Annotated in this window: 18 protein-coding genes and 6 pseudogenes; 11 read left to right on the top strand and 13 right to left on the bottom strand. The window is 63.7% G+C overall.

Annotation, left to right across the window (positions count from 1 at the left end; genetic code table 11):
- Positions 1-96: 96 nt before the first annotated feature.
- A pseudogene (locus BAY1663_RS08470) lies at positions 97-2324 on the bottom strand (NADP-dependent isocitrate dehydrogenase).
- Between the two features lie 365 nt (positions 2325-2689).
- Between BAY1663_RS08470 and icd the strand changes: the two are divergent.
- Positions 2690-3944: pseudogene (gene icd / locus BAY1663_RS08475) on the top strand (NADP-dependent isocitrate dehydrogenase).
- A gap of 63 nt (positions 3945-4007) precedes the next feature.
- Here the strand turns inward: icd and cspD are convergent.
- Positions 4008-4268, bottom strand: coding sequence for a cold shock domain-containing protein CspD (gene cspD / locus BAY1663_RS08480; protein WP_037039549.1), 261 nt, complete (start codon positions 4266-4268; stop codon positions 4008-4010).
- 219 nt (positions 4269-4487) lie between these two features.
- Between cspD and clpS the strand changes: the two genes are divergently transcribed.
- On the top strand, positions 4488-4850 hold the full coding sequence (gene clpS / locus BAY1663_RS08485) for an ATP-dependent Clp protease adapter ClpS (protein ID WP_037039552.1): 363 nt from the start codon (positions 4488-4490) through the stop codon (positions 4848-4850).
- A gap of 30 nt (positions 4851-4880) precedes the next feature.
- Entirely contained in the window at positions 4881-7151 is a 2271-nt protein-coding gene (gene clpA / locus BAY1663_RS08490) for an ATP-dependent Clp protease ATP-binding subunit ClpA (RefSeq protein WP_037039514.1), read from the top strand.
- 444 nt (positions 7152-7595) lie between these two features.
- On the opposite strand, the gene infA is transcribed toward clpA, so the two are convergent.
- The 4 genes from infA to trxB form a co-directional block, all read right to left on the bottom strand.
- Entirely contained in the window at positions 7596-7814 is a 219-nt protein-coding gene (infA, locus tag BAY1663_RS08495) for a translation initiation factor IF-1 (protein WP_002553999.1), read from the bottom strand.
- A 100-nt stretch (positions 7815-7914) separates the two neighbouring features.
- Entirely contained in the window at positions 7915-8622 is a 708-nt protein-coding gene (locus BAY1663_RS08500; protein ID WP_037039515.1) for an arginyltransferase, read from the bottom strand.
- Between the two features lie 53 nt (positions 8623-8675).
- Complete coding sequence (gene aat, locus BAY1663_RS08505; RefSeq protein WP_037039516.1) at positions 8676-9356, bottom strand: leucyl/phenylalanyl-tRNA--protein transferase; 681 nt, start codon at positions 9354-9356, stop codon at positions 8676-8678.
- Positions 9357-9404: 48 nt separating this feature from the next.
- Positions 9405-10352 carry a thioredoxin-disulfide reductase gene (gene trxB / locus BAY1663_RS08510; RefSeq protein WP_037039517.1) on the bottom strand — a complete coding sequence of 316 codons (948 nt, stop codon included), beginning with the start codon at positions 10350-10352 and terminating at the stop codon, positions 9405-9407.
- Between the two features lie 322 nt (positions 10353-10674).
- Here trxB and BAY1663_RS25880 point away from each other — a divergent pair.
- The 7 genes and pseudogenes from BAY1663_RS25880 to cysG form a co-directional block, all read left to right on the top strand.
- Positions 10675-10803: pseudogene (locus BAY1663_RS25880) on the top strand (DNA translocase FtsK 4TM domain-containing protein); the annotation flags it as partial.
- An 85-nt stretch (positions 10804-10888) separates the two neighbouring features.
- Entirely contained in the window at positions 10889-12967 is a 2079-nt protein-coding gene (locus BAY1663_RS08515) for a DNA translocase FtsK 4TM domain-containing protein (RefSeq protein WP_371257598.1), read from the top strand.
- 17 nt (positions 12968-12984) lie between these two features.
- Positions 12985-13611 (top strand): outer membrane lipoprotein chaperone LolA, encoded by a 627-nt coding sequence (gene lolA, locus BAY1663_RS08520; RefSeq protein ID WP_037039553.1) that lies wholly within the window; start codon positions 12985-12987, stop codon positions 13609-13611.
- A 62-nt stretch (positions 13612-13673) separates the two neighbouring features.
- Positions 13674-14996, top strand: a complete 1323-nt coding sequence (locus BAY1663_RS08525) for a replication-associated recombination protein A (RefSeq protein ID WP_037039518.1) — start codon at positions 13674-13676, stop codon at positions 14994-14996.
- Entirely contained in the window at positions 14996-15370 is a 375-nt protein-coding gene (crcB, locus tag BAY1663_RS08530; protein ID WP_037039519.1) for a fluoride efflux transporter CrcB, read from the top strand. Before BAY1663_RS08525 ends, crcB begins: the two co-directional genes overlap by 1 nt.
- 72 nt (positions 15371-15442) lie before the next feature.
- A pseudogene (gene serS, locus BAY1663_RS08535) lies at positions 15443-16721 on the top strand (serine--tRNA ligase).
- Positions 16722-16832: 111 nt separating this feature from the next.
- Positions 16833-18226: pseudogene (gene cysG / locus BAY1663_RS08540) on the top strand (siroheme synthase CysG).
- Positions 18227-18258: 32 nt separating this feature from the next.
- Here the strand turns inward: cysG and BAY1663_RS23530 are convergent.
- The 7 genes and pseudogenes from BAY1663_RS23530 to BAY1663_RS08575 all read right to left on the bottom strand — a co-directional run bounded on the left by BAY1663_RS23530 (position 18259) and on the right by BAY1663_RS08575 (position 23849).
- Positions 18259-18923 (bottom strand): annotated as a pseudogene (locus BAY1663_RS23530) (response regulator).
- Between the two features lie 39 nt (positions 18924-18962).
- Positions 18963-19526 carry a PQQ-dependent catabolism-associated CXXCW motif protein gene (locus BAY1663_RS08550; RefSeq protein WP_037039522.1) on the bottom strand — a complete coding sequence of 188 codons (564 nt, stop codon included), beginning with the start codon at positions 19524-19526 and terminating at the stop codon, positions 18963-18965.
- Between the two features lie 103 nt (positions 19527-19629).
- Positions 19630-20421 (bottom strand): ABC transporter permease, encoded by a 792-nt coding sequence (locus BAY1663_RS08555; RefSeq protein WP_037039523.1) that lies wholly within the window; start codon positions 20419-20421, stop codon positions 19630-19632.
- Positions 20422-20464: 43 nt separating this feature from the next.
- Positions 20465-21196 carry an ABC transporter ATP-binding protein gene (locus tag BAY1663_RS08560; RefSeq protein ID WP_037039524.1) on the bottom strand — a complete coding sequence of 244 codons (732 nt, stop codon included), beginning with the start codon at positions 21194-21196 and terminating at the stop codon, positions 20465-20467.
- On the bottom strand, positions 21193-22164 hold the full coding sequence (locus BAY1663_RS08565; protein ID WP_037039525.1) for a YVTN family beta-propeller repeat protein: 972 nt from the start codon (positions 22162-22164) through the stop codon (positions 21193-21195). The genes BAY1663_RS08560 and BAY1663_RS08565 overlap by 4 nt, the downstream gene beginning before the upstream one ends.
- Before the next feature lie 18 nt (positions 22165-22182).
- A complete protein-coding gene (locus BAY1663_RS08570; protein ID WP_037039526.1) occupies positions 22183-22659 on the bottom strand; it encodes an SEL1-like repeat protein in 477 nt (158 codons plus the stop codon).
- A 2-nt stretch (positions 22660-22661) separates the two neighbouring features.
- Positions 22662-23849, bottom strand: coding sequence for an ABC transporter substrate-binding protein (locus BAY1663_RS08575; RefSeq protein ID WP_037039527.1), 1188 nt, complete (start codon positions 23847-23849; stop codon positions 22662-22664).
- A 155-nt stretch (positions 23850-24004) separates the two neighbouring features.
- Between BAY1663_RS08575 and BAY1663_RS08580 the strand changes: the two genes are divergently transcribed.
- On the top strand, positions 24005-24442 hold the full coding sequence (locus BAY1663_RS08580) for a copper-binding protein (RefSeq protein WP_037039528.1): 438 nt from the start codon (positions 24005-24007) through the stop codon (positions 24440-24442).
- Positions 24443-24461 lie beyond the last annotated feature (19 nt).

Genomic DNA, 24461 nt, shown 5'->3' on the forward strand with positions numbered 1-24461 from the left:
CCTTGCGGGAAATGCCGCGATCATAGCAGTCGCAAGCCCCTGGAAACACGAACCCCGGCGCAAGGCCGGGGTTCGTGGTGACGCTCAGCGAGCGACTCAGGCGTTCAACGCAGCCAGGGCAGCGTTGAAGGTGGTGCTGGGGCGCATCACCTTGCTGGTCAGTTCCGGGTTGGAGCGGTAGTAGCCGCCGATATCCGCCGGCTTGCCCTGGACGGCAGCGAGTTCGGCGACGATGGTCGCTTCCTGCTCGGTCAGGGCCTTGGCCAGCGGGGCGAAGTGTGCCTTCAGTTCGGCGTCCTCGTCCTGGGCGGCCAGCGCCTGGGCCCAGTACAGAGCCAGGTAGAAGTGGCTGCCGCGGTTGTCGATCTGGCCGACCTTGCGTGCCGGGGACTTGTTGTTGTCCAGCAGCTTGCCGGTGGCTTCGTCGAGGGTCTTGCTCAGGATCTTGGCCTTGGTATTGCCGGTCTTGATCCCGGTGTCTTCCAGAGAGACGGCCAGGGCCAGGAACTCGCCCAGGGAGTCCCAGCGCAGGTAGTTCTCTTCCAGCAGCTGCTGCACGTGCTTGGGGGCCGAGCCGCCGGCACCGGTCTCGTACATGCCGCCGCCGGCCATCAGCGGAACGATCGACAGCATCTTGGCCGAGGTGCCCAACTCCATGATCGGGAACAGGTCGGTCAGGTAGTCGCGCAGGATGTTGCCGGTCACCGAGATGGTGTCCTGGCCGCGGATCATGCGCTCCATGGACACGCGGATGGCTTCGTTGTAGCCCATCATGCGGATATCCAGGCCGGTCAGGTCATAGTCCTTCAGGTACAGCTCGACCTTCTTGCGCAGCTCGTTGTCGTGGGCGCGCTCCGGGTCCAGCCAGAAGATCGCCGGGGTGCTGGACTGGCGGGCGCGGGTGACGGCCAGCTTGACCCAGTCGCGGATCGGTGCGTCCTTGGTCTGGCAGGCGCGCCAGATGTCGCCGGCTTCCACTTCATGCTGCATCAGCACCTTGCCGTCGGCGTCGACCACGCGCATGGTGCCATCGGCGGTCATCTCGAAGGTCTTGTCGTGGGAGCCGTATTCCTCGGCCTTCTGCGCCATCAGGCCGACGTTCGGCACGCTGCCCATGGTGGTCGGGTCGAAGGCGCCGTTGGTCTTGCAGAAGTTGATCATCTCCTGGTACATGCGGGCGTAGGTGCTTTCCGGCATCACCGCCTTGGTGTCTTTCTGCTTGCCGTCCTTGCCCCACATCTGGCCGGAGTTGCGGATCATCGCCGGCATGGAAGCATCGACGATCACGTCGCTCGGGATGTGCAGGTTGGTGATGCCCTTGACCGAGTCGACCATCGCCATTTCCGGACGGTGGCTGTAGACCTCGTGGATGTCGTGCAGAATCTCTTCCTGCTGCGAGGCGGGTAGCGACTTGATCTTGTCGTAGACGCTGCTCAGGCCGTTGTTCGGGTTGACGCCCAGCTCCTTGAACAGATCGCCATACTTGTCGAACACGTCCTTGTAGTAGACGCTCACGGCATGGCCGAAGACGATCGGGTGGGAGATCTTCATCATGGTCGCCTTGACGTGCAGGGACCACATCACGCCGGTTTCCTTGCAGTCCTGCAGGGTGTCTTCGAAGAAGGCCCGCAGTTTCTTGCAGCTCATGAACATGCCGTCGAGCACTTCGCCTTCCAGCAGGGCGAGCTGTTTCTTGACCTCGACCTGGCCGTCCTTGCCGACGAACTCGATGCGCACGTCGCCAGCCTTGTCCATGGTGATGGATTGTTCGCTGGAGAAGAAATCACCGCCGCGCATGTAGTCGGCGTGGGACTGCGAAGCCTTGCTCCACTTGCCCATGGAGTGCGGGTGCTTGCGGGCGTAGGCCTTCACGGCGGCCGGGGCGCGGCGGTCGGAGTTGCCTTCGCGCAGCACCGGGTTCACGGCACTGCCGAGGACCTTGCTGTAACGCGCGCGGATTTCTTTCTCGGCGTCGGTCTGCGGGTCTTCGGGGAAGTTCGGGATGTTGTAGCCGAGGCCCTGCAGTTCGGCGATAGCGGCCTTGAGCTGGGGAACCGAGGCGCTGATGTTCGGCAGTTTGATGATGTTGGCGTCTGCTGGGTGGTCAGTTCGGCCAGCTTGGCCAGATCGTCGTCCACTCGTTTGTCGGCAGCCAACTGGTCAGCAAAGCTTGCAAGAATGCGCCCTGCAAGAGAGATGTCGCGTGTTTCGACGGCAATGTCAGCGGAGGCTGCGAAGGCTTCTACAATGGGAAGAAGCGAATAGGTGGCGAGGGCTGGGGCTTCGTCGGTGAAGGTATAGATGATCTTCGAAGGGGTGGACATTTAGCGTTAACTCTCTTCTTGCTGGGCGTGCACAGAATCCCGGGTGCGCAGGGTAGGGCGCTCTGGCTTTTCTTCTCGTCGAGCCAGAAGCGGGATTTCGCCGCGGTGATGATGGATACACCAATAGAGTGTCGAGCGTTTGGAACCGATGAGCGTGGTAGCAACTCGACGGTTTCAAGAGGCGGGTCTTCTACTGAAAGACAGGCTCGTCCCTTATGACTTGTTAGTCATCGGCGCAGTATACCATCGCGCCGGCATCTCACAGAATGGCCTTGCACATAAGACGAACGCACATATAGTTTCAGTCAATTCGAGTGGGTTACTCTCAAAGACGACGATGTTCAACCACGAAGACGGAGTCCAGCATGGGATACCAAAAGATCCAGGTGCCTGCCAGCGGTGACAAAATCACCGTCAATGCCGATAACACCCTGAATGTTCCCGACAATCCGATCATCCCTTATATCGAGGGGGACGGTATCGGCGTCGACATCAGTCCGGTGATGATCAAGGTCGTGGATGCGGCGGTTCAAAAGGCTTATGGCGGTGCGCGCAAGATCGCCTGGATGGAAGTCTTTGCTGGCGAGAAGGCCACCCAGGTCTACGACCAGGATACCTGGTTGCCGAAGGAAACCCTGGAAGCCGTCCGCGACTACGTGGTGTCCATCAAGGGACCGCTGACCACTCCGGTAGGCGGTGGTATCCGCTCGCTGAACGTTGCCTTGCGCCAGGAGCTGGACCTCTATGTCTGCCAGCGCCCGGTTCGCTGGTTCACCGGCGTGCCGAGCCCGGTCAAGAAGCCGGGTGACGTGGATATGGTGATCTTCCGCGAGAACTCCGAGGACATCTACGCCGGCGTCGAATGGAAGGCCGGTTCCCCCGAGGCGGAAAAGGTCATCAAGTTCCTCACCGAGGAAATGGGCGTCAAGAAGATTCGCTTCACCGAGAATTGCGGCATTGGCATCAAGCCGGTTTCGCAGGAGGGCACCAAGCGGCTGGTCCGCAAGGCGCTGCAATACGCGGTGGACAACGACCGCAGCTCCGTGACCATCGTCCACAAGGGCAACATCATGAAGTTCACCGAGGGTGCCTTCAAGGAATGGGGCTACGAGGTGGCGCGTGACGAGTTCGCTGCGGAGCTGCTGGACGGCGGCCCGTGGATGCAGTTCAAGAACCCCAATACCGGCAAGAACATCGTGGTCAAGGATGCGATCGCCGACGCCATGCTGCAGCAGATCCTGCTGCGTCCTGCCGAATACGATGTGATCGCCACGCTCAACCTGAACGGCGACTACCTGTCCGATGCCCTGGCGGCAGAGGTGGGTGGTATCGGTATCGCCCCGGGGGCCAACCTCTCCGATACCGTGGCGATGTTCGAGGCCACTCATGGCACGGCGCCGAAGTATGCCGGCCAGGACAAGGTCAATCCGGCTCGCTGGTTCTCTCCGCCGAAATGATGCTGCGGCATATGGCTGGATCGAGGCGGCCGACCTGATCATCAAGGCGACCGAAGGCGCCATTGCGGCGAAGACCGTCACCTACGACTTCGAGCGCCTGATGGAGGGCGCGCAGTTGATGTCCTGCTCGCAGTTCGGCGATGCCATGATCAGCCATATGTAATCCGGCTGATGACAAAAAGGCCGATCGTGCGATCGGCCTTTTTTATTTATTGCCTCGAGAGAGTCAGGCGTCCACCGCGGAGGCCGTCTGGGAAGCCGGGGTTGCAGCTTCGGATGTGGTCTGCTGCGGCCTGATATCGGTCGCATGAAGGCCTTTGGGACCCTGCAGAATATTGAACATGACCGCTTGCCCAGCCTTGAGAGTGCGATAGCCTTCCATCTGGATGGCCGAGTAGTGGGCGAACAGGTCCTCATCGCCGCCGTCTGCTACGATGAAGCCGTAGCCCTTGGCGTTGTTGAACCACTTGACCTTACCGCTTAGCATGCTGTTGTCCCTCTGCAAAGGAGTCCATTACTGGAGTAACATCCATTTCATTCCGCGCTTATGCAGCCCGAGGCCTCATGTTGCGCAACCCGTTTGCCCTTGTAGGCACATACTGTTTGTATCACCGTTTTGCCGATAGTCAAGGCGACTCGTCAGCTGGCTGCGAAGCTGTCCACCTTTCATCTGGCCCCGACGCCACGACCTAGAACCGTTATGCGCATGCATGCAATTGCTCAGATTCGACTAACATTCAATCAGGATCGGCCTCTAGGGGACGAGGATGACGCCTCCGGCCTGGCGGTTCAGGAAGCCAAGCCGGAATTGAAGGCACCTCCGATGTACAAAGTTGTCATGTTCAATGATGACTACACGCCCATGGACTTCGTCGTCGAGGTGCTGGAAGACATCTTCAACCACAGCAGGGAGCAGGCGACCAGGATCATGCTGGCTGTTCATACCGAGGGGCGAGCGGTGTGCGGGATGTATACCCGTGACGTTGCCGAAACCAAAGCGATGCAAGTCAATCAATATGCAAGGGAATGCCAGCACCCGCTGCTTTGTGAGATCGAGAAGGACGGTTAACTCCCGACTGCTGGGGAAGAGGTGAAAGCTATGTTGAACCGTGAACTCGAAGTCACTCTGAATCTGGCTTTCAAAGAGGCACGTACCAAGCGCCATGAATTCATGACGGTTGAACACCTCCTGTTGGCCCTACTGGACAATGAAGCGGCCGCAACGGTATTGCGTGCCTGCGGCGCCAGCCTGGACAAGTTGCGGCATGATCTCCAGGAGTTCATTGACTCCACCACGCCGCTCATCCCGCAGCATGATGAGGAGCGAGAAACCCAGCCCACCCTAGGCTTCCAGCGTGTCCTGCAGCGCGCGGTATTCCATGTGCAGAGTTCCGGCAAGCGCGAAGTCACCGGAGCCAACGTGCTGGTGGCCATTTTCAGCGAACAGGAAAGCCAGGCCGTGTTCCTGCTCAAGCAGCAGAATGTGGCGCGTATCGATGTGGTCAACTACATCGCGCATGGTATTTCCAAGGTTCCTGGCAGCGCCGGCAATCCAGAGGGTGACACGGAAATGCAGGATGAAGAAGGCGGCGAACCGGGAACCTCGGGCAATCCGCTGGATGCCTATGCCAGCAACCTGAACGAGCTGGCGCGCCAGGGGCGGATCGATCCGCTGGTGGGGCGTGAGCACGAAGTCGAGCGGGTGGCGCAGATTCTGGCGCGCCGTCGCAAGAACAATCCGCTGCTGGTGGGCGAGGCCGGTGTCGGCAAGACCGCCATCGCCGAAGGGCTGGCGAAGCGAATCGTCGACAATCAGGTGCCCGATCTGTTGGCCGATAGCGTCGTCTACTCGCTGGACCTCGGGGCGCTGCTGGCCGGTACGAAATACCGCGGCGATTTCGAGAAGCGCTTCAAGGCGTTGCTCGGTGAGCTGCGTAAGCGGCCGCATGCCATTCTCTTCATCGACGAGATCCACACCATCATCGGTGCCGGCGCGGCATCCGGCGGCGTGATGGATGCTTCGAACCTGCTCAAGCCGCTGCTCTCTTCCGGCGAAATTCGTTGTATCGGTTCCACCACGTTCCAGGAGTTCCGCGGCATTTTCGAGAAGGATCGCGCCCTGGCGCGGCGCTTCCAGAAGGTGGACGTGAGCGAGCCGTCGGTCGAGGACACCATCGGGATTTTGCGCGGACTCAAGGGGCGTTTCGAGCAGCATCACCATATCGAGTACAGCGACGAGGCGCTCCGTGCGGCCGCCGAACTCGCGTCGCGCTACATCAATGATCGGCACATGCCGGACAAGGCGATCGACGTGATCGACGAGGCGGGTGCCTATCAGCGCCTGCAGCCGGAAGAGAAGCGAGTCAAGTGCATCGACGTCGAACAGGTCGAGAACATCGTGGCGAAGATCGCACGCATTCCGCCCAAGCACGTCAGCAGTTCGGACAAGGAGTTGCTGCGCAATCTCGAGCGCGATCTCAAGCTCACCGTGTTCGGCCAGGACGATGCGATCGATTCGCTGGCCACTGCCATCAAGCTGTCCCGTGCGGGACTCAAGGCGCCCGACAAGCCGGTCGGCTCGTTCCTCTTCGCCGGGCCGACCGGTGTCGGCAAGACCGAGGCGGCGCGGCAGCTGGCGCGGGCGCTGGGGGTGGAGCTGATACGCTTCGACATGTCCGAATACATGGAGCGGCATACCGTTTCTCGGTTGATCGGTGCGCCTCCGGGGTACGTCGGGTTCGACCAGGGCGGTCTGCTGACGGAAGCGATTACCAAACAGCCCCATTGCGTGCTGCTGCTCGACGAGATCGAGAAGGCCCACCCGGAAGTCTTCAACCTGCTACTGCAGGTCATGGACCACGGTACGCTTACCGACAACAACGGGCGCAAGGCCGATTTTCGCAACGTGATCATCATCATGACCACCAATGCGGGGGCGGAAACCGCGGCGCGGGCTTCCATCGGCTTCACCTTGCAGGACCATGCCTCGGATGCCATGGAAGTGATCAAGAAGAGCTTCACGCCGGAGTTCCGCAACCGTCTGGACACCATCATCCAGTTCGGCCGGCTGAGTCACGAAGTCATCAAGAGCATCGTCGACAAGTTCCTCATCGAACTGCAGGCGCAACTCGAGGACAAGCATGTGACGCTGGAGGTCTCGGATGCCGCGCGCAGCTGGCTGGCTGAGCATGGCTACGATGCGCAGATGGGGGCGCGGCCTATGGCCAGGCTGATCCAGGACAAGATCAAGCGCCCATTGGCGGAGGAGATCCTGTTCGGCGAGCTGGCCGAGCATGGCGGCGTGGTGCATGTCGATATTCGAGACGGCGAGCCGTTCTTCGAGTTCGAAACCACGGCCGAGTTGGCCTGATCGTTTCGTAGCGTCGAACGCCCGGCAAATGCCGGGCGTTTTTCTTTCTTCTATCTGTTGCAGGGCCCGCACGCAGTAATTGGATGGGCTCGCCCTTATCGGGGCGTCGACTGGTAGGGTGGGCCGGGCGGCGTTCCGCTTCAGCCCACCCTCTACGGTAATGCTGTTCAGATAAGCACAGAGAGTACGTTGTAGGAGCGCGCCATGCGCGCGAATCGCGGGCGTGGCCCGCTCCTACATGTGATCCGGCATCCAGCTTGAGCCGTTAAGTGAACAGCATTACACCCTGCGGGGCTTTTCCATACCGCCGGGCGCTGATGGTAGACACAAAAAACGTCCGGGAGAAGTTTTTGACGTCGTGCAGCGACGGCCCGAAGGGTGAGCGCCAGGGATAGCAGACACAAAAAAGCCCGGTCAGGGCCGGGCGTTTTTCTCGCGTCTCGCTTAGCGGGCGCGGTAGGTGATGCGACCCTTGCTCAGATCGTAGGGGGTCAGCTCCACGCGAACCTTGTCACCGGTAAGAATCCGGATGTAGTTCTTGCGCATCTTGCCGGAGATGTGCGCAGTAACGACGTGCCCATTTTCCAACTCCACACGAAACATGGTGTTGGGCAGGGTGTCGACGACAGTACCTTCCATTTCGAAGCTGTCTTCTTTCGACATTCAGTAAAGTCCTCGGTGTTCTAATGATTGGCCCGGCACAAGCCTGCGCGGGCAAAAGCGGCAAGCATTGTGCCCGAAATGGGCCGGTGAGCCAAGGGCTTCAGCTGAGCGTCACCCAGCGCTGGTTGACCAGCAGTTCGATCGGACGGTATTCGGTCTTGTAGTTCATCTTCCGGCAGTTCTTGATCCAGTAGCCGAGATAAACGGCCTCCAGACCGAGGCGGGCCGCCTCGCCGATCTGCCAGAGAATCGCATAGCGGCCCAGGCTGCGCCGTTCTTCATCCGGGTCGTAGAAGGTGTAGACCGCGGAAAGCCCGTTTGGCAGCACATCGGTCACCGCGACGGCCAGCAGGCGGCCATGCAGACGGAACTCGTAGAAGCGGCAGAAAGGCAGATCGCGCACGAGGAAGGTGTTGAACTGGTCGCGGCTGGGAGGATACATGTCGCCGTCGGCATGGCGGCGTTCGATATAGGTGGCGTAGAGCGCATAGAGTTCTTCGCTGAAACTCGGGCGCACGCCCCTGACCTGCAGGTCGGCATTGCGCTTGAGGATGCGCTTCTGTTGGCGGCTGAGGTTGCGTGCGCGCACCGGAATGCGCGCCGGGATGCACGCCGAGCAGCGCTGGCAATGCGGGCGGTAGAGGTGGTCGCCACTGCGCCGGAAGCCCATCTCCGACAATTCCGCATATACCTGAACATCCATCGGCTGGCTTGGGTCGAGAAACAGCGTCGTGGCCTGTTCGTCGGGCAGGTAGCTGCACGCATGCGGCTGGGTGGCGTAGAACTTGAGGCGAGCCAGTGAAGTCATGGTCAACTCTCAGAAATCATGAGCTCAAGTGTAGGTCAGCTTGCCGTAGCAGACTAGGCGCTCCAGTCGGCGGTACTGGGGCGATCCAGATGTTCGGCGAGCGCCTGGGCGAACACTGCGCGGGGAATGCTGCGGGCGCCGAAGCTTTCCAGGTGGCGTGTGGGCATCTGGCAGTCGATTAGCGCGAAGCCCCAATCGCGCAGATGCTCGACCAGCGTTACGAACCCCACCTTCGACGCATCGGTGGCTCGACTGAACATCGACTCGCCGAAAAATAGCCCACCCATCGCCAGTCCGTAGAGTCCCCCGACGAGCTGCTCGCCCTGCCAGACTTCAACCGAATGCGCCACGCCCATTGCATGCAGCCTGAGGTAGGCCTGCTGCATGGGTGTGGTGATCCAGGTTCCGTCGGTGTAGCTGCGCGGGCCTGCGCAGCCCTTGATCACGTCGGCGAAGGCCTGGTCGAAGGTGACTCGGTAGCCTCCCTGGCGCAGCCGCTTGCGCAGGCTGCGCGAGACATGCAGTTCATTCGGGTACAGCACGGTACGTGGATCGGGCGACCACCAGAGCAGGGGTTGGCCGTCCTGGTACCAGGGAAAACAGCCATGGCGATAGGCGGCCAGCAGGCGCTCGGGGCTCAGGTCGCCACCGGCCGCCAGCAGGCCGTTGGGCTCACGCAGTGCCTTGTCGAGGGGAGGAAAGATGAGTTCGTCGCGTTTCAGCCAGGTCAGCATATCGCTACGCGGAATAGGGGAGGGCGGGTGCGAGCACCCGCCGGTCGATCAGTTGTCGAGGTATTTTTCGGCATCCAGCGCGGCCATGCAGCCGGCGCCGGCGGAGGTAATCGCCTGGCGATAGACGTGGTCGGCCACGTCGCCGGCGGCGAACACGCCGGGAATGCTGGTGCAGGTCGCATCGCCTTCGCCGCCGCCCTTGATCTTCAGGTAACCGTCCTTCATCTCCAGCTGGCCCTGGAACAGGTCGGTGTTCGGTTTGTGGCCGATGGCGATGAATACGCCGGCCAGGCCGAGCTTGGTCTCTTCGCCGGACAGCGTGCTCTTCAGGCGTACCCCGGTCACGCCGCTGGCGTCGCCCAGCACTTCCTCGAGGGTATGGTTCCAGTGCAGGCGAATATTGCCGTTGGTCGCCTTGTCCATGAGCTTGTCCTGCAGGATCTTCTCCGAACGCAGCTTGTCGCGACGGTGGATCAGATGCACTTCCTTGGCGATGTTGGACAGGTACAGCGCTTCCTCGACGGCGGTGTTGCCGCCCCCGACCACCGCGACCACCTGGTTGCGGTAGAAGAAGCCATCGCAGGTGGCGCAGGCGGATACGCCGCGGCCGGCGAAGGCGTCTTCCGACGGCAGGCCCAGATACTGCGCCGAGGCGCCGGTGGCGATGATCAGCGCGTCGCAGCTGTAGCTGCCGCTGTCGCCCTTGAGGATGAAGGGGCGCTGCTGCAACTCCGCCGTATGGATGTGATCGAAGACGATCTCGGTATCGAAGCGTTCGGCGTGTTTCTGCATGCGCACCATCAGGTCGGGGCCGGTCAGGCCTTCGACGTCGCCGGGCCAGTTGTCGACCTCGGTGGTGGTCGTCAGCTGGCCGCCGGGCTGGATGCCGGTGATCATCAGCGGCTTCAGGTTGGCGCGGGCAGCATATACCGCAGCGGTATAGCCGGCCGGGCCCGAGCCGAGGATGATCAGACGCGAATGCTTGACTTCACTCATAAAAAGCCCTCATAAGCCTTTGTTGCAAATAGAGAAGCGTGCTCCAGTCGAGCCGCGCTGCGAAATCGGGCGTTTATGCTACACCGAAGCCTCGACAAAAGCCCGAGCCGCCGCGGAACCGGCATGCCATCGAATCGACAAACCCGTACAATGCCAGCGTTCTGGCTGACTACGGATCATCGAGCGCCCCAGGCGCAGGATAGAAAGCGTTTTGAAGAATTCCTCATCTACCGCGCCGGCGTCCGTCTGGCGACAACAATTGCACTATCGCCTCAAGGAAGGCGCGTTGATAGCGCTCGGTGCGCTCTGCGCCTACCTGTGGATGGCCTTGCTCACCTACGACCCGGCCGATCCGGGCTGGACCCACACCAGCAATGTCGAGCAGGTCCACAATGCCGCGGGCCGTGCCGGCGCCTGGTTCGCCGACATCCTGTTCATGGCCCTGGCTATTTCGCCTACCTGTTCCCCCTGCTGCTGGGTATCAAGACCTGGCAGATCTTTCGCGCGCGCCATCAGCCTGGAGCTGGAATGGCTGGTTGTTCTCCTGGCGTCTGATCGGCCTGGTGTTCCTGGTGCTCTCCGGTTCGGCGCTGGCCTATATCCATTTCCAGTCGGCCAACGGCCTGCCGGCCTCCGCGGGGGGAGCGCTGGGGGAAAGCCTCGGCCAACTGGCGGTGCTGTCGCTGAATGTGCAGGGCAGTACGCTCGCACTGCTGGCGTTCTTTCTTTTCGGCCTGACGGTCTTTACCGACCTTTCCTGGTTCAAGGTGATGGACATCACCGGCAAGATCACCCTGGACCTGATCGAGCTGATCCAGAGCTTCTTCAGCCGTTGGTGGGATGCCCGCGCCGAGCGCAAGCAACTGGTGGCCCAGTTGCGCGAGGCGGACGAGGTCGTCAACGAGGTGGCGGCGCTAATGGTGCGTGACCGCCGCGAACAGGCCAAGGTCAAGGAGCGCATCATTGAGCGTGACGAAGCCCTGGCCAAGCACATGAGCGAGCGCGACAAGCGCATCGCCCCGGTGATCGCGCCACCGCCAGCGCCGAAGGCCGCCGAGCCGAGCAAGCGCGTGCTCAAGGAAAAGCAGGCGCCGCTGTTCGTCGACAGCGCCATCGAAGGCAGCCTGCCGCCGATTTCCATTCTCGACGTCGCCGAGAAGAAGCAGAAGCAGTTCTCCCCCGAGTCGCTGGAGGCCATGTCGCGGCTGCTGGAGATCAAGCTCAAGGAGTTCGGCGTCGAGGTGGTGGTCGAGTCGGTGCATCCCGGTCCGGTGATTACCCGTTTCGAGATCCAGCCCGCCGCGGGGGTGAAGGTCAGCCGTATCTCCAACCTGGCCAAGGACCTGGCGCGCTCGATGGCCATGGTCAGCGTGCGCGTGGTCGAGGTGATCCCCGGCAAGACCACCGTGGGCATCGAGGTGCCCAACGAGGACCGGCAGATCGTGCGCTTCTCCGAAGTGCTGTCGTCGGCGCCCTACGACGACGCCAAGTCGCCGGTCACCCTCGCCCTGGGCCACGATATCGGCGGCCACCCGGTGATCGCCGACCTGGCGAAGATGCCGCACCTGCTGGTGGCGGGCACCACCGGCTCGGGCAAGTCGGTGGGGGTCAACGCGATGATCCTGTCGATCCTGTTCAAGTCGACGCCGGAAGAGGCGCGGCTGATCATGATCGACCCGAAGATGCTCGAGCTGTCGATCTACGAGGGTATCCCGCACCTGCTCTGCCCGGTGGTCACCGACATGAAGGAGGCGGCCAACGCGCTGCGCTGGAGCGTCGCCGAGATGGAACGGCGCTACAAGCTGATGGCGGCCATGGGCGTGCGCAACCTGGCCGGCTTCAACCGCAAGGTCAAGGAAGCCGAGGAGGCGGGTACGCCGCTCACCGACCCGCTGTTCCGCCGCGAGAACATGGATGACCAGCCGCCGCCACTGAAACCCCTGCCGACCATCGTCGTGGTGGTGGACGAATTCGCCGACATGATGATGATCGTCGGCAAGAAGGTCGAAGAGCTGATCGCGCGTATCGCGCAGAAGGCGCGGGCGGCGGGCATCCACCTGATCCTCGCCACCCAGCGGCCCTCGGTGGACGTGATCACCGGCCTGATCAAGGCCAACATCCCGACCCGCATGGCGTTCCAGGTGTCGAGCAAGATCGACTCGCGCACCATCCTCGACCAGGGGGGCGCCGAACAGCTGCTCGGCCACGGCGACATGCTCTACCTGCCGCCGGGCACCGGCCTGCCGATCCGCGTGCACGGCGCCTTCGTTTCCGATGACGAGGTGCACCGCGTGGTCGAGGCCTGGAAGGCGCGTGGCGCGCCCGACTATATCGAAGACATCCTCGCCGGCGTGGAAGAGTCCGGCAGCGGCTTCGATGGCGGCGGTGGCGAGGGCGGTGGCGAAGGCAGCGAGGAGGACCCGCTGTACGACGAGGCCGTGCGCTTCGTCACCGAGAGCCGCCGCGCATCGATCTCCGCCGTGCAGCGCAAGCTGAAGATCGGCTACAACCGCGCCGCACGGATGATCGAGGCCATGGAAATGGCCGGCGTGGTGACATCCATGAATACCAATGGCTCGCGCGAAGTCATCGCGCCGCCGCCTATCCGCGATTGAATCGCTTCGAGGGCTTCATGCAATTGATCCGCCTGCTGTGTGCATCTGTCCTGATGTTCGCCCTGGTTCCGGCTCAGGCCGATCAGGCCGCGTCCACCCAACGCCTGACCGGCCTGCTCAACCAGGCCGAAACCCTGACCGGGCGCTTTTCCCAGCTTTCGCTCGATGGCAGCGGCACCCAGCTGCAGGAAACCTCCGGCGAACTGGCGCTCAAGCGCCCCGGCCAGTTCCGCTGGCACACCGATGCGCCGATGGAGCAGCTGCTGGTGTCCGATGGCAAGCAGGTCTGGCTGTACGACCCGGACCTGGAGCAGGTCACCATCCAGCAGCTCGACCAGCGCCTGACCCATACGCCGGCGCTGCTGCTCTCCGGTGACGTTTCCAGCATCAGCGAGAACTTCGAGGTGTCGCACAAGGAAGCCGGCGACGTCGTCGATTTCACCCTGAAACCCAAGGCCAAGGACACGCTGTTCGACAACCTGCGGCTGTCGTTCCGGGGCGGGGTGATCAACGACATGCAACTGGTCGACAGCGTCGGCCAGCGCACCAACATCCTGTTCATGGGCGTGAAGATGAACCAGCCGCTGAAGGCCGACCTGTTCACCTTCAAGATCCCCGAGGGCGCCGACGTCATCGCCGAATGACCCGGCATCCGTTCCGAGGGGCCCGCACGCGCGGGCCCCGACAGCAGAGGTAACCGTCCGCAATGGACCTGTTCAGCCGCGAACCCGTCGCCCAGCCGCTCGCCGCGCGGCTGCGCCCCGCCAGCCTCGACGAGTACGTCGGGCAGGAGCACCTGCTTGCCCGCGGCAAGCCACTGCGCGAGGCGCTGGAGCAGGGCGCGCTGCATTCGATGGTGTTCTGGGGCCCGCCCGGGGTCGGCAAGACCACCCTGGCGCGGCTGCTGGCCAAGGTCTCCGACGCGCACTTCGAGACGGTTTCCGCGGTGCTCGCCGGGGTCAAGGAGATCCGCCAGGCGGTGGAGATCGCCAAGCAGCAGGCGGCCCAGTACGGGCGCCGCACCATTCTGTTCGTCGACGAGGTGCATCGCTTCAACAAGTCTCAGCAGGATGCCTTCCTGCCGTATGTGGAAGACGGCACGCTGATCTTCATCGGCGCCACCACCGAGAACCCCTCGTTCGAACTGAACAACGCACTGCTCTCGCGGGCCCGCGTCTATGTACTGAAAAGCCTGGACGAGGCGGCGCTGCGCAAGCTGGTCGGGCGGGCGCTGAACGAACCGAAGGGCCTCGGCGATCTGCACCTCGAACTGCCGGAGGAGAGCTTCCAGATGCTGCTGGCGGCGGCCGACGGTGATGGTCGGCGGCTGCTCAACCTGCTGGAGAACGCCTCCGACCTGGCCGAGGAGGGCGGCACCATCAGCACCGAGCTGCTGCAGGACCTGCTCGGCGACAGCCGCCGGCGCTTCGACAAGGGCGGCGAGGCGTTCTACGACCAGATCTCCGCGTTGCACAAGTCGGTGCGCGGCTCCAATCCCGATGCGGCGCTGTACTGGTACGCACGCATGCTCGATGGCGGCTGCGACCCGCTGTACATCGCCCGCCGCGTGGTGCGCATGGCCAGCGAGGATATCGGCAATGCCGATCCGCGCGCCTTGCCACTGTGCCTGAATGCCTGGGACGTGCAGGAACGCCTGGGCAGCCCGGAAGGGGAGTTGGCGGTGGCGCAGGCCATCGTCTACCTGGCCTGCGCGCCGAAGAGCAACGCGGTCTACACCGCCTTCAAGGCAGCCATGCGCGATGCCGCCGAGAACGGTTCGCAGGAGGTGCCGCTGCATCTGCGCAATGCACCGACCAAGCTGATGAAGGAACTCGGCTATGGCAACGAATACCGCTATGCCCATGACGAGCCGGATGCCTATGCGGCCGGCGAGGACTATTTCCCCGAGGCCATGACGCCACGGCGGTATTACCAGCCGGTGCCGCGTGGGTTGGAAAGCAAGATTCGCGACAAACTCGAACACCTGGCGCGGCTCGACCGCGAAAGCCCGATACAACGGAGAAAATGATGATCCGCATGGCCTTTGCCGTCGCCTGTGGGGGCGTGATCGGTACGCTGCTGCGCTTCGCCGCCGCCAACTGGGTCGGCACGCAGTGGCCACGCCATTTCTACCTGGCCACGCTGGCGGTGAACCTGCTCGGCTGCCTGCTGATCGGCTATCTCTACGCGACGTTTCTCACTCGGCCGGATGTTTCCCCGGAGCTGCGCGGCGCACTGATCATCGGCTTTCTCGGGGCGCTGACGACCTTCTCCAGTTTCTCGCTGGATGCGCTCCGGCTGCTGGAAAGCGGCCAACTGGCGATCGCCTTCGCCTACGTCGGCATCAGTGTGTTCGGCGGCCTGCTGGCGGCCTGGGCCGGGCTGGCGCTCGCCAGGTTATGAACGCTCGCCGGTTCACAGTAAACTTCGCTCCCTCTTCGCTCATCATCCAAGCTTTCATAGACGAGACCGACAATGCTTGATTCGAAACTGGTACGCACCCAGCTACAGGACGTGGCAGCCCGCCTGGCGACCCGTGGCTACCAGCTGGACGTGGCGCGCATCGAGGCGCTGGAAGCCCAGCGCAAGACCGTGCAGACCCGCACCGAACAACTCCAGGCCGAGCGCAACGCCCGCTCCAAGTCCATCGGCCAGGCCAAGCAGCGCGGCGAAGACATCGCGCCGCTGCTCGCGACGTGGATCGCATGGGCTCGGAACTCGAATCCGGCAAGCAGGAACTGGAGCATATCCAGGGCGAGCTGGACCAGCTGATGCTGAGCATTCCCAACCTGCCGCACGAATCGGTGCCGGTCGGATCGGATGAGGACGAGAACGTCGAGGTGCGCCGCTGGGGCACGCCGAAGCGCTTCGACTTCACCGTGCAGGACCACGTCGCCCTCGGCGAGCAGCACGGTTGGCTCGACTTCGAGACCGCGGCGAAACTCTCGGGCGCGCGTTTCGCCTGATGCGCGGACCGATCGCACGTCTGCACCGGGCGCTGGCGCAGTTCATGATCGACCTGCATACCCGCGAGCACGGCTACGAGGAGGCCTACACCCCGTACCTGGTGCAGGCGCCGGCGCTGCAGGGCACCGGCCAGCTGCCGAAGTTCGAGGAAGACCTGTTCAAGATCGCCCGTGAAGGCGAGGCGGACTTCTACCTGATTCCCACCGCCGAAGTCTCGCTGACCAACATCGTTGCCGGCGAGATCCTCGATGCCAGGCAACTGCCGCTGAAGTTCGTCGCGCATACCCCGTGCTTTCGCAGCGAGGCCGGTGCTTCCGGCCGCGACACCCGCGGCATGATCCGCCAGCACCAGTTCGACAAGGTCGAGATGGTGCAGATCGTCGAACCGTCGAAGTCGTTCGAGGCGCTGGAGGAACTGACCGCCAATGCCGAGAAGGTCCTGCAGCTGCTCGAGCTGCCGTACCGCGTGCTGGCATTGTGCACCGGCGACATGGGCTTCGGCGCGACCAAGACCTACGACCTGGAAGTCTGGGTGCCGAGCCAGGACAAGTACCGCGAGATTTCCTCCTGCTCCAACTGCGGCGACTTCCAGGCACGCCGCATGCAAGCGCGTTATCGCAACCCGGAAACCGGCAAGCCGGAGCTGGTGCACACCCTCAACGGCTCGGGCCTGGCGGTCGGCCGTACGCTGGTCGCGGTACTGGAGAACTACCAGCAGGCCGACGGCCGCATCCTCGTGCCGAACGTGCTCAAGCCCTATATGGGCGGAATCGAAATCATCGGCTAGGTCCGCGGCGCGGGGCTGACGGTCGATCAGGGATCCTTGATCTTCGACAAGGGGCATCACCGCCGTAACGGCTGTGATGCCCGTATCTTCAACGACTTCCAGGATTCGCCCATGGAATACCTCCCGCTGTTCCACAACCTCAAGGGCCGCACGGTGCTGATCGTCGGGGGCGGCGAGGTCGCCTGCGCAAGGCCCGCCTGCTGAACGAGGCCGGCGCCCGGCTACGGGTGGTGGCGCCGAGCATCGAGGCCCAACTGGCCGAGCTGGTGGCGCAGGGCGGCGGGGAGTGTCTCGATCGCGGTTATGACCAGCGGGACCTGCCAGGCTGCGTACTGGCCATCGCCGCCACCGACGACGAGCCGCTGAACGCCTCGGTGTCGCAAGATGCCCACGCACTCGGCATACCGGTGAACGTGGTCGACTCGCCGCAGCTGTGCAGCGTGATCTTCCCGGCCATCGTCGATCGTTCGCCGCTGGTGATCGCCGTCTCCAGCGGCGGCGATGCGCCGGTGCTGGCGCGGTTGATCCGGGCGCGCATCGAAACCTGGATTCCCGCGGCCTATGGGCAGCTGGCCGGGCTGGCGAAGCAGTTTCGGGCGCAGGTCAAGGCGGCGTTTTCCAACGTCCAGCAGCGCCGGGTGTTCTGGGAGGAAACCTTCCAGGGCCCCATCGCCGAACAGGCGCTGGCCGGGCGCGTGGCCGAGGCCGAACGCCTGCTGACGGAGAAGCTGGCCGGTGCCGCGCCGCGGGCGCTGGGGGAGGTCTATCTGGTGGGCGCCGGCCCGGGCGACCCGGACCTGCTGACGTTCCGCGCCTTGCGGCTGATGCAGCAGGCCGACGTGGTGCTCTACGACCGGCTGGTCGCCCCGGCGATCATCGACCTCTGCCGGCGCGATGCGGATCGCATCTATGTCGGCAAGCAGCGCTCGGCGCATGCCGTGCCGCAGGAGCAGATCAACCAGAAGCTGGTCGCATTGGCCCGGCAGGGCAAGCGCGTGCTGCGCCTGAAGGGCGGCGACCCGTTCATCTTCGGCCGTGGCGGCGAGGAGATCGAGGAACTGGCCGCCCATGGCGTGCCGTTCCAGGTGGTGCCCGGCATCACCGCCGCCAGCGGTTGCGCGGCCTATGCCGGCATCCCGCTGACCCATCGCGACCACGCCCAGTCGGTGCGCTTCGTTACCGGCCATCTCAAGGACGGCAGTTGCGACCTGCCATGGGCGGAACTGGCGGCGCCGGGGCAGACGCTGGTGTTCTACATGGGCCTGGTGGGGCTGCCGGTGATTTGCCGGCAGTTGATCGCCCATGGCCGAGCGGCGGAAACGCCCGCTGCGCTGGTGCAGCAGGGGACCACCAGCAGCCAGCGGGTCTTCACCGGCACCCTGGACACGCTTGCTGAACTCGTTGCGCGGGAAAACGTGCAGGCGCCGACGTTGCTGATCGTCGGCGAGGTGGTACAGCTGCGCGAGAAGCTGGCCTGGTTCGAGGGGAGCCGGACGAGCGACTAGTCCGGCTCCGCAGCCGCACTTCGGGGAGGGGGTCAGCGACGCAGATAGGCGGTGAAGTCGATGTCGCCGGCCGAGAGGATCGCCTGTACCGGTTGTGCACGTTGAGCTTGCGCAGGATCGCCGAGACATGGGCCTTGACCGTGGTCTCGGCGATGTCGAGGTTGTAGGCGATCTGCTTGTTGGATTCGCCCTTGGTCATGCGTTCGAGCACCAGCAGCTGCTTGCGGGTCAGCGCCTGCAACAGCTCCGGCGGGATCGACGGCTCGTTGTGATGCGCATGGCGGCTGGCGCTCTTCTGGCTGCGGATGATGTCCGAGGGCAGGTAGACGTTGCCGTTGAGAATCTGCTCGATGGCCTCGGTCATCTGCGCCCGCGGCGAGGACTTGGTGATGAAACCGACCGCGCCGTAGGTGATCGCCTGCAGCACGATCTGCTTGTCCTGCTCGGCCGAGACGATTACCACGGGAATCGTCGGGGCCTCGTTGCGCAGGTTGATCAACCCGTTCAGCCCGTGCATGCCGGGCATGTTGAGGTCGAGCAGGACCAGATCGAGGTCGTCGTGCTCGAGCGTCAGTGCCAGCGCGCTTTCGAGGTCGGCGGTTTCCAGGATTTCGCTGTCGGGGAAGCCGTCGCGGATGACGTTATGGATGGCTTCGCGAAACAGCGGATGGTCGTCGGCAATGAGAATCTTGTACAAGGCCGGTCACCTCTTTGTTGTGATTATGGTGGGGCATGTTCATTCGGTGCTACGCAAGGGCTCCGGGGTCGCGGGGTGTAGCGGCAGACCGGCCTGCTCCCAGCCGTCCACGCCGTCACGGTACCAGTACAGCTTCGTATAGCCCAGCGCGTGAGCGCGCCTGGTGGCATTCCAGCCCAGCCAGCAGTCGGAGCGGCAATAGAACACCAGCGGCCGGTCGCTATTGCCCTGGGTGATACGGGCCAGGCTTTCGCTGAAATGGTTCGCCCATTCGGGTTGCAGTGTGCCATCGCCGGTATTGGCGAGCCACACGCTGCCGGGCAGATTGGCGTGGGGCTCGCTTTCGATGAAGCGCCCCGCCAACCATTGGCTGCGGTAGACGTCCACCAGGACCACATCGGGGTTTTCCGCCAGCAGTGCCTGCAACGCCGCTGTATCCAGCGTTCTGGCGCCCTCGGCCGTGGCCGGTGTGGGGCTGCGGTATTGCGTCTGGCGGTAGCCGTCGGCAGAGAACAGGGCGAGCTGCTCCTCGGCCGAGACGCCCAGGGACATGCCGAACCCAGGCAGCGCGGCGATCAACAATGGCAGCAGCGACCTGAACATGGTCCGTATCCCTTAGCGTTTCGTTGGGTCGATTACAGAACAACGGGCACGTCTTTTAAATCCTACGATGGAGGGGAAAACCGGTACCAAAGTAGTAAGTGGCTCATGCCGAGCGGCGCAACGCCGCGTGCTGCGGATTGAAGCTGAGCACCGCGAGCAGGCTGAAAGCGAGGGTCAAGCCGAGGCACACCATCAGCGCGGTCGGTGCCAGACGCAGGTAAAGCGCATTGCGCACCAGCTCCACCGCATGGGTGAAGGGATTGAAGGCGCAGATCCAGTACAACCAGTCGCTGGCCTCGCGCATCTTCCACAGCGGATACAGCGCCGAAGACAGGAAGAACATCGGGAAGATGACGAAATTCATCACCCCGGCGAAGTTCTCCAACTGGCGAATGCCATTGGACAGCAGCAGCCCCAGCGCACTGAGCAGCAGCGCCACCAGCAGCAGGGCGGGCAGGGCGGCCAGCAGGCCGAGCGGAGGCGGTTGCACGCCATAGGCCCAGGCGATGGCGAGGAAGGCATAGACCTGCAGCAGCGAGATCAGCGCCGTGGCCAGCAGCTTGCCCGCCAGCAGAAAGCTGCGCGGCAGCGGGCTGGTCAGCAATACGCGCATGCTGCCCATCTCGCGGTCATAGACCATCGACAGCGAGCTCTGCATGCCGTTGAACAGCAGGATCATGCAGGCCAGGCCCGGCACGATGTAGGTCTCGTAGGTGATGTAGGTATCGTACGGCTCGATGATCGCGATACCCAGCGCGGCGCGGAAGCCGGCGGCGAACACCACCAGCCACAGCAGCGGGCGCACCAGGGCGCTGAAGAAGCGCGAGCGCTGTTGCACGAAACGTAGCCATTCGCGCAGCACGATCCCGCGCAGGCATTCCCAGTAAAGGCTCATCGGCGGTACTCCAGATGGCGACGGGAGAAGGTGGCGACAGGCGTCATCCGATCGCCTCGGCGGCATGGGTGAGGCGGCTGAAGGTCTGCTCCAGCGTATCGTCGCCCTGCGCGAGTTCGTGGGCTCGGCCCTGGGCGACCAACCGGCCGCGGTTGAGGATCAGCAGATCGTCTTCGGCGCGTACCTCGTCGAGCAGGTGGGTGGTCCACAGCACGCTCATGCCTTCCTCGCGACACAATTCGCGCACGTGCTGGTTGAGCGCCTGGCGGCTGGCCGGGTCGAGCCCGGCACTGGCTTCGTCGAGCAGCAGCAGGCTTGGTTTGTGCAGCAGCGCGCGGGCGATCTCGACGCGGCGCCGATGGCCGCCATTGAGCTCGCGCACCTTGCTCCGCCGCCGCTCGCCGAGCTGCTGGCGCTGCAGCTCCAGTTCGATGCGGTCGCTGGCCACCGCCCGCGGCATGCCATGCAGCGCGGCGTGGTAGCGCAGGTTCTGCTCCACCGTCAGGTCGAGATCCAGCGTGCTCTGCTGGAACACCACGCCAAGCCGGCGCAGCGCTTCGCGCGGTCGTTCGCTCAGGCTGAAGCCGGCGACACGAATGCTACCGCGCTGCAGGTCGTACAGGCGGGTGAGCAGGGCGATCAGGGTCGATTTGCCCGCGCCGTTCGGGCCGAGCAGGGCGGTGAAATGCCCGGCGGCGACGCCGAACGTGACGCCGTCGAGTGCGCGCCGCGCGCCATAGGCGAAGCCGAGCTGTTCGACGTCCAGGGCATTCATGGCGCGACCACCACACCCCATGGATAACGGCCGACCTTGATCGACTTGGTTACCTTGAGGCTGGCCACATCCACCACCGATACATCGCCGCTGACGCCATTGGTGGTCAGCAGCAGGCGCTCGTCCGGGGTGAACGCCATGTGCCAGACACGTCGGCCGACGAGCAAGTAATCCAGCACCTCGTAGGTCCTGGCATCGACGACCGCGATGTGGTTGGCCGGGCCGAGGGCGACGAAGGCGTACTTGCCGTCGGACGTGAGCCTGATGCCCACTGGCTGCACCTTGTCCGGGTGGATGCCCTTGATCTTGAAGGTCAGGGTTTTCAGCACCTCACGTTTGGCCACATCCACCACGCTGACCGTGCCGCCGATCTCGGCCGAGGCCCAGAGCAGCTTGCTGTCCTTGGAGAACTCCACATGGCGCGGGCGCTGGTCGACCAGGGTGTTGTCCACCAGTTCATGGGTACCGGTGTCGATCCAGTGCAGCATGTTGGTGGTTTCGCTGGTGTTCACCGCCCACTTGCCGTCGGGGCTGACGGCCATGCCTTCGGGCTCGACGCCGACGTCGATCTGCGCCAGCACCTCCTCCTTGTCGACATCGACCACGGTGACCAGCGCATCGTCCTCGTTGGAGATGTACAGCCACTTGTTGTTCGGGTGCAGCGCGAATTGCTCGGGATCGGCACCGGAGGGCAGCTGCTTGATGATCTGCCGGGTCGCCAGGTCCATGACCTGCACGGTGTCCGAATCGCTGGCGCAGATATAGAGCAGCTTGTGGTCACGGGACAGCGTCAGGCCGCGCGGGCGCATGCCGACTTCCAGCGTCTCGACCGTTTCCATGCGCTCCAGGTCGATCACGCTGATGCTGTCGTCCTTTTCGTTGGAGACATAGGCGGTGGCGGCCGTGGCGGCGCCGGTGGAACAGGTCAGGGCGCAGGCAATGGCGGTGGCTAGCAGGGTTCGGGGCATGGTCGGGCTCTCTTGTCGTTATTGTGCGGCGCGGCTGTCATCCAGCTGCTGCAAGTATTCATCGGCGTCCTGCTGGCCTCCGGCGGCCGCGCGCTGCAACCAGCTGCGCGCGGCCGCGCGATCGGTTTCGACACCGCGGCCTTCGGCCAGCGCCACGCCCCAGTGATAGCGTGCAAGGTCGACGTAGCTGGCATCGTCCGGCTGCTCCGCACCTCGTTTGATGAGGGCCGCAGCTTTCGCCTGGTCTACGGCTACACCGGCGCCCGATTCGTACATCTGAGCAAGCCAGATCATCGAGTACACATCGTTCCAGCGCTCGATGCAGTCTTCAAAGATTCTCCTGGCGGATGCGTGGTCCCCTGTCTTTTCGGCCGCGTAGCCGTAGAGGCACTTGATGCGCTTATCGCTGTCGACGTAAGCCTCGTAACTCAAATCGCTGGTTTCGGCAGATGCCAAGCGGGCACCCAAGGCCAACACAAGCAGTGCGCATCGCATGCTCAAAACTCCTTCTGGTCAAGGCGGCAGCGGCTTTCCGCTGCATCGAAGCCCAGGGTGTCCAGTTCGCTGGTGGGATGCAGGAAACCTTCCTGGGGCGAGTTGGAAACCAGTGCCCGCGGATGGACCAGCGGAATCGGCTGGCGCAGTTGGCCGTTCCATTGGCGAAAGCTCAGCTTGCGCCCCTTGAAGCCGTCCAGCGGCAGCGCGTCGCTCAACGACAGCGCGCGAATCGCCGTGGCATCGTCGGCGCGCAGTTTGGTGACGGCGGCGGCGAGGCTGCGTACGGCCAGCCAGGCGGCGAAGTCGCGATCGTTCATCCAGCGCCCGGCATGGGCTTCGAAGCGCTTTTGCAACTGCGCGGCGCCGTAGGTTTCCACCGTCTTGTGCCAACCGGTCGGGGTCAGCCCCTGGGTGCCGGCAACGGGCCGGGGCAGCCAGGTGTGATAGGGGACGTACTCGCCGAAGTCGCCACGTTCGTCGGCCACCAGTACCACGTCGTACTCGTCCGCCTGGGTGAACAGCGGCATCTCGGCCTGGGCGCTGCGGCGCTGGTCGTTATCGAAGCTCCAGGGCTTTTCCGTGACGATCCGGTGGCCGAAACGCTTGGCCGCGCGGCGCAATGCGTCGGCGTAGGCCTGGTCCTCGGCGGTCGGGCCGACGATCAGCAGCCAGTGGTTCCAGCGGCGTACGGCGAGGAACTGGCCGAGCGCATCGGCGAGCATGCTGCGGCTGGGCAGGGTGTGCAGCACGTTGGCCAGGCAGCTCTGGCTGCGCAACGCATCGTCGGCACTGCCGGCGTTGAGCAGCAGGCTGTCCGGCAGGGCCTTGGCGAGCCGGCGCAGGGTGTTGGCGGGCGCATTCACCACGAACAGGCGCAGGCCGTCGGCATGCAGTTGCGCGGCTTGTGCCAGCAGGTCTTCCGGCGTTTCGCCGGTGGCGGCCTCGAGTTCGTAGTGGTGCTTGAGGAAGCGTCCCGTGCTGTTGCTGTCGACCACGGCCAGCTCGGCGCCGCGCAGGCCGGCATCCTCCGGTTCGGGAATGACATTGGATAGCAGCGGCCCGGGGTCGGGACGGTAGCCGAGGTAGCCGATGCGGACCGTCAATGGCTGGCTGGCCGCCTCGGCGAACGTGACGGGGCAGACCAGGGCGGCCAGGCAGACGGCGGCGTGGATCGCGAGCAGGCGCATGGGCAACTCCATGTGAGGGTGGCCCCAGCATAGGAATCGCCAGGAGGTGGGGGAATATGCAGAAAGTACCGCTCCGACGGTACCAAGGTAGTAGGCCCGCAGCCGGCGCCTGCCCCTAGCATGTAGCTGTCCGATAACAATAACGAGGCCGTCCCATGCCCACCTGCAAAGTCCTGCTGCTCAACCTGCTGTTCATCGTCAGCCTGGTCGGTTTCGATCAGGGCCATGCCGCCGGCGACCTGACGCGTCGCACCCAGGCGCTGCCGGATCTCGCGTTCGGCTCCGAGGAGAGCGACTACGCGGTCTCGCAGAAGGAGTACCAGCTGGAAACCGGCATCGCCTACCAGCTCAAGATCAGTTCCGATGGCCAGAAGGAGTGCGCTTTCCAGGCGCCCGAGTTCGCCCAGGCGATCTTCCTGCGCAAGGTCGAGGCCGGCGGCGTGGAGATCAAGGCCATCACCCTGGTCGAGCTGGAGTTCGAGGAGGCCGGCGAGGCGGAGATCTTCTTCCTGCCGATCAAACCGGGCAGCTACCCGTTCTACTGCAAGGGGCTGCAGAACAAGGGCATGGAAGGCCGCTTCGTGGTGAAGTGAATCCCGCTTCCGAGGTTCC

The organism is Pseudomonas sp. BAY1663, assembly GCF_000582595.1.
Lineage (GTDB): Bacteria > Pseudomonadota > Gammaproteobacteria > Pseudomonadales > Pseudomonadaceae > Stutzerimonas > Stutzerimonas stutzeri_AF.

Coding starts and splice junctions, on each gene's coding strand:
- cspD (WP_037039549.1), bottom strand. CDS start 4,268: ATGCTAAGCGGTAAGGTCAAGTGGTTCAACAACGCCAAGGGCTACGGC.
- clpS (WP_037039552.1), top strand. CDS start 4,488: ATGCATGCAATTGCTCAGATTCGACTAACATTCAATCAGGATCGGCCT.
- clpA (WP_037039514.1), top strand. CDS start 4,881: ATGTTGAACCGTGAACTCGAAGTCACTCTGAATCTGGCTTTCAAAGAG.
- infA (WP_002553999.1), bottom strand. CDS start 7,814: ATGTCGAAAGAAGACAGCTTCGAAATGGAAGGTACTGTCGTCGACACC.
- BAY1663_RS08500 (WP_037039515.1), bottom strand. CDS start 8,622: ATGACTTCACTGGCTCGCCTCAAGTTCTACGCCACCCAGCCGCATGCG.
- aat (WP_037039516.1), bottom strand. CDS start 9,356: ATGCTGACCTGGCTGAAACGCGACGAACTCATCTTTCCTCCCCTCGAC.
- trxB (WP_037039517.1), bottom strand. CDS start 10,352: ATGAGTGAAGTCAAGCATTCGCGTCTGATCATCCTCGGCTCGGGCCCG.
- lolA (WP_037039553.1), top strand. CDS start 12,985: ATGCAATTGATCCGCCTGCTGTGTGCATCTGTCCTGATGTTCGCCCTG.
- BAY1663_RS08525 (WP_037039518.1), top strand. CDS start 13,674: ATGGACCTGTTCAGCCGCGAACCCGTCGCCCAGCCGCTCGCCGCGCGG.
- crcB (WP_037039519.1), top strand. CDS start 14,996: ATGATCCGCATGGCCTTTGCCGTCGCCTGTGGGGGCGTGATCGGTACG.
- BAY1663_RS08550 (WP_037039522.1), bottom strand. CDS start 19,526: ATGTTCAGGTCGCTGCTGCCATTGTTGATCGCCGCGCTGCCTGGGTTC.
- BAY1663_RS08555 (WP_037039523.1), bottom strand. CDS start 20,421: ATGAGCCTTTACTGGGAATGCCTGCGCGGGATCGTGCTGCGCGAATGG.
- BAY1663_RS08560 (WP_037039524.1), bottom strand. CDS start 21,196: ATGAATGCCCTGGACGTCGAACAGCTCGGCTTCGCCTATGGCGCGCGG.
- BAY1663_RS08565 (WP_037039525.1), bottom strand. CDS start 22,164: ATGCCCCGAACCCTGCTAGCCACCGCCATTGCCTGCGCCCTGACCTGT.
- BAY1663_RS08570 (WP_037039526.1), bottom strand. CDS start 22,659: ATGCGATGCGCACTGCTTGTGTTGGCCTTGGGTGCCCGCTTGGCATCT.
- BAY1663_RS08575 (WP_037039527.1), bottom strand. CDS start 23,849: ATGCGCCTGCTCGCGATCCACGCCGCCGTCTGCCTGGCCGCCCTGGTC.
- BAY1663_RS08580 (WP_037039528.1), top strand. CDS start 24,005: ATGCCCACCTGCAAAGTCCTGCTGCTCAACCTGCTGTTCATCGTCAGC.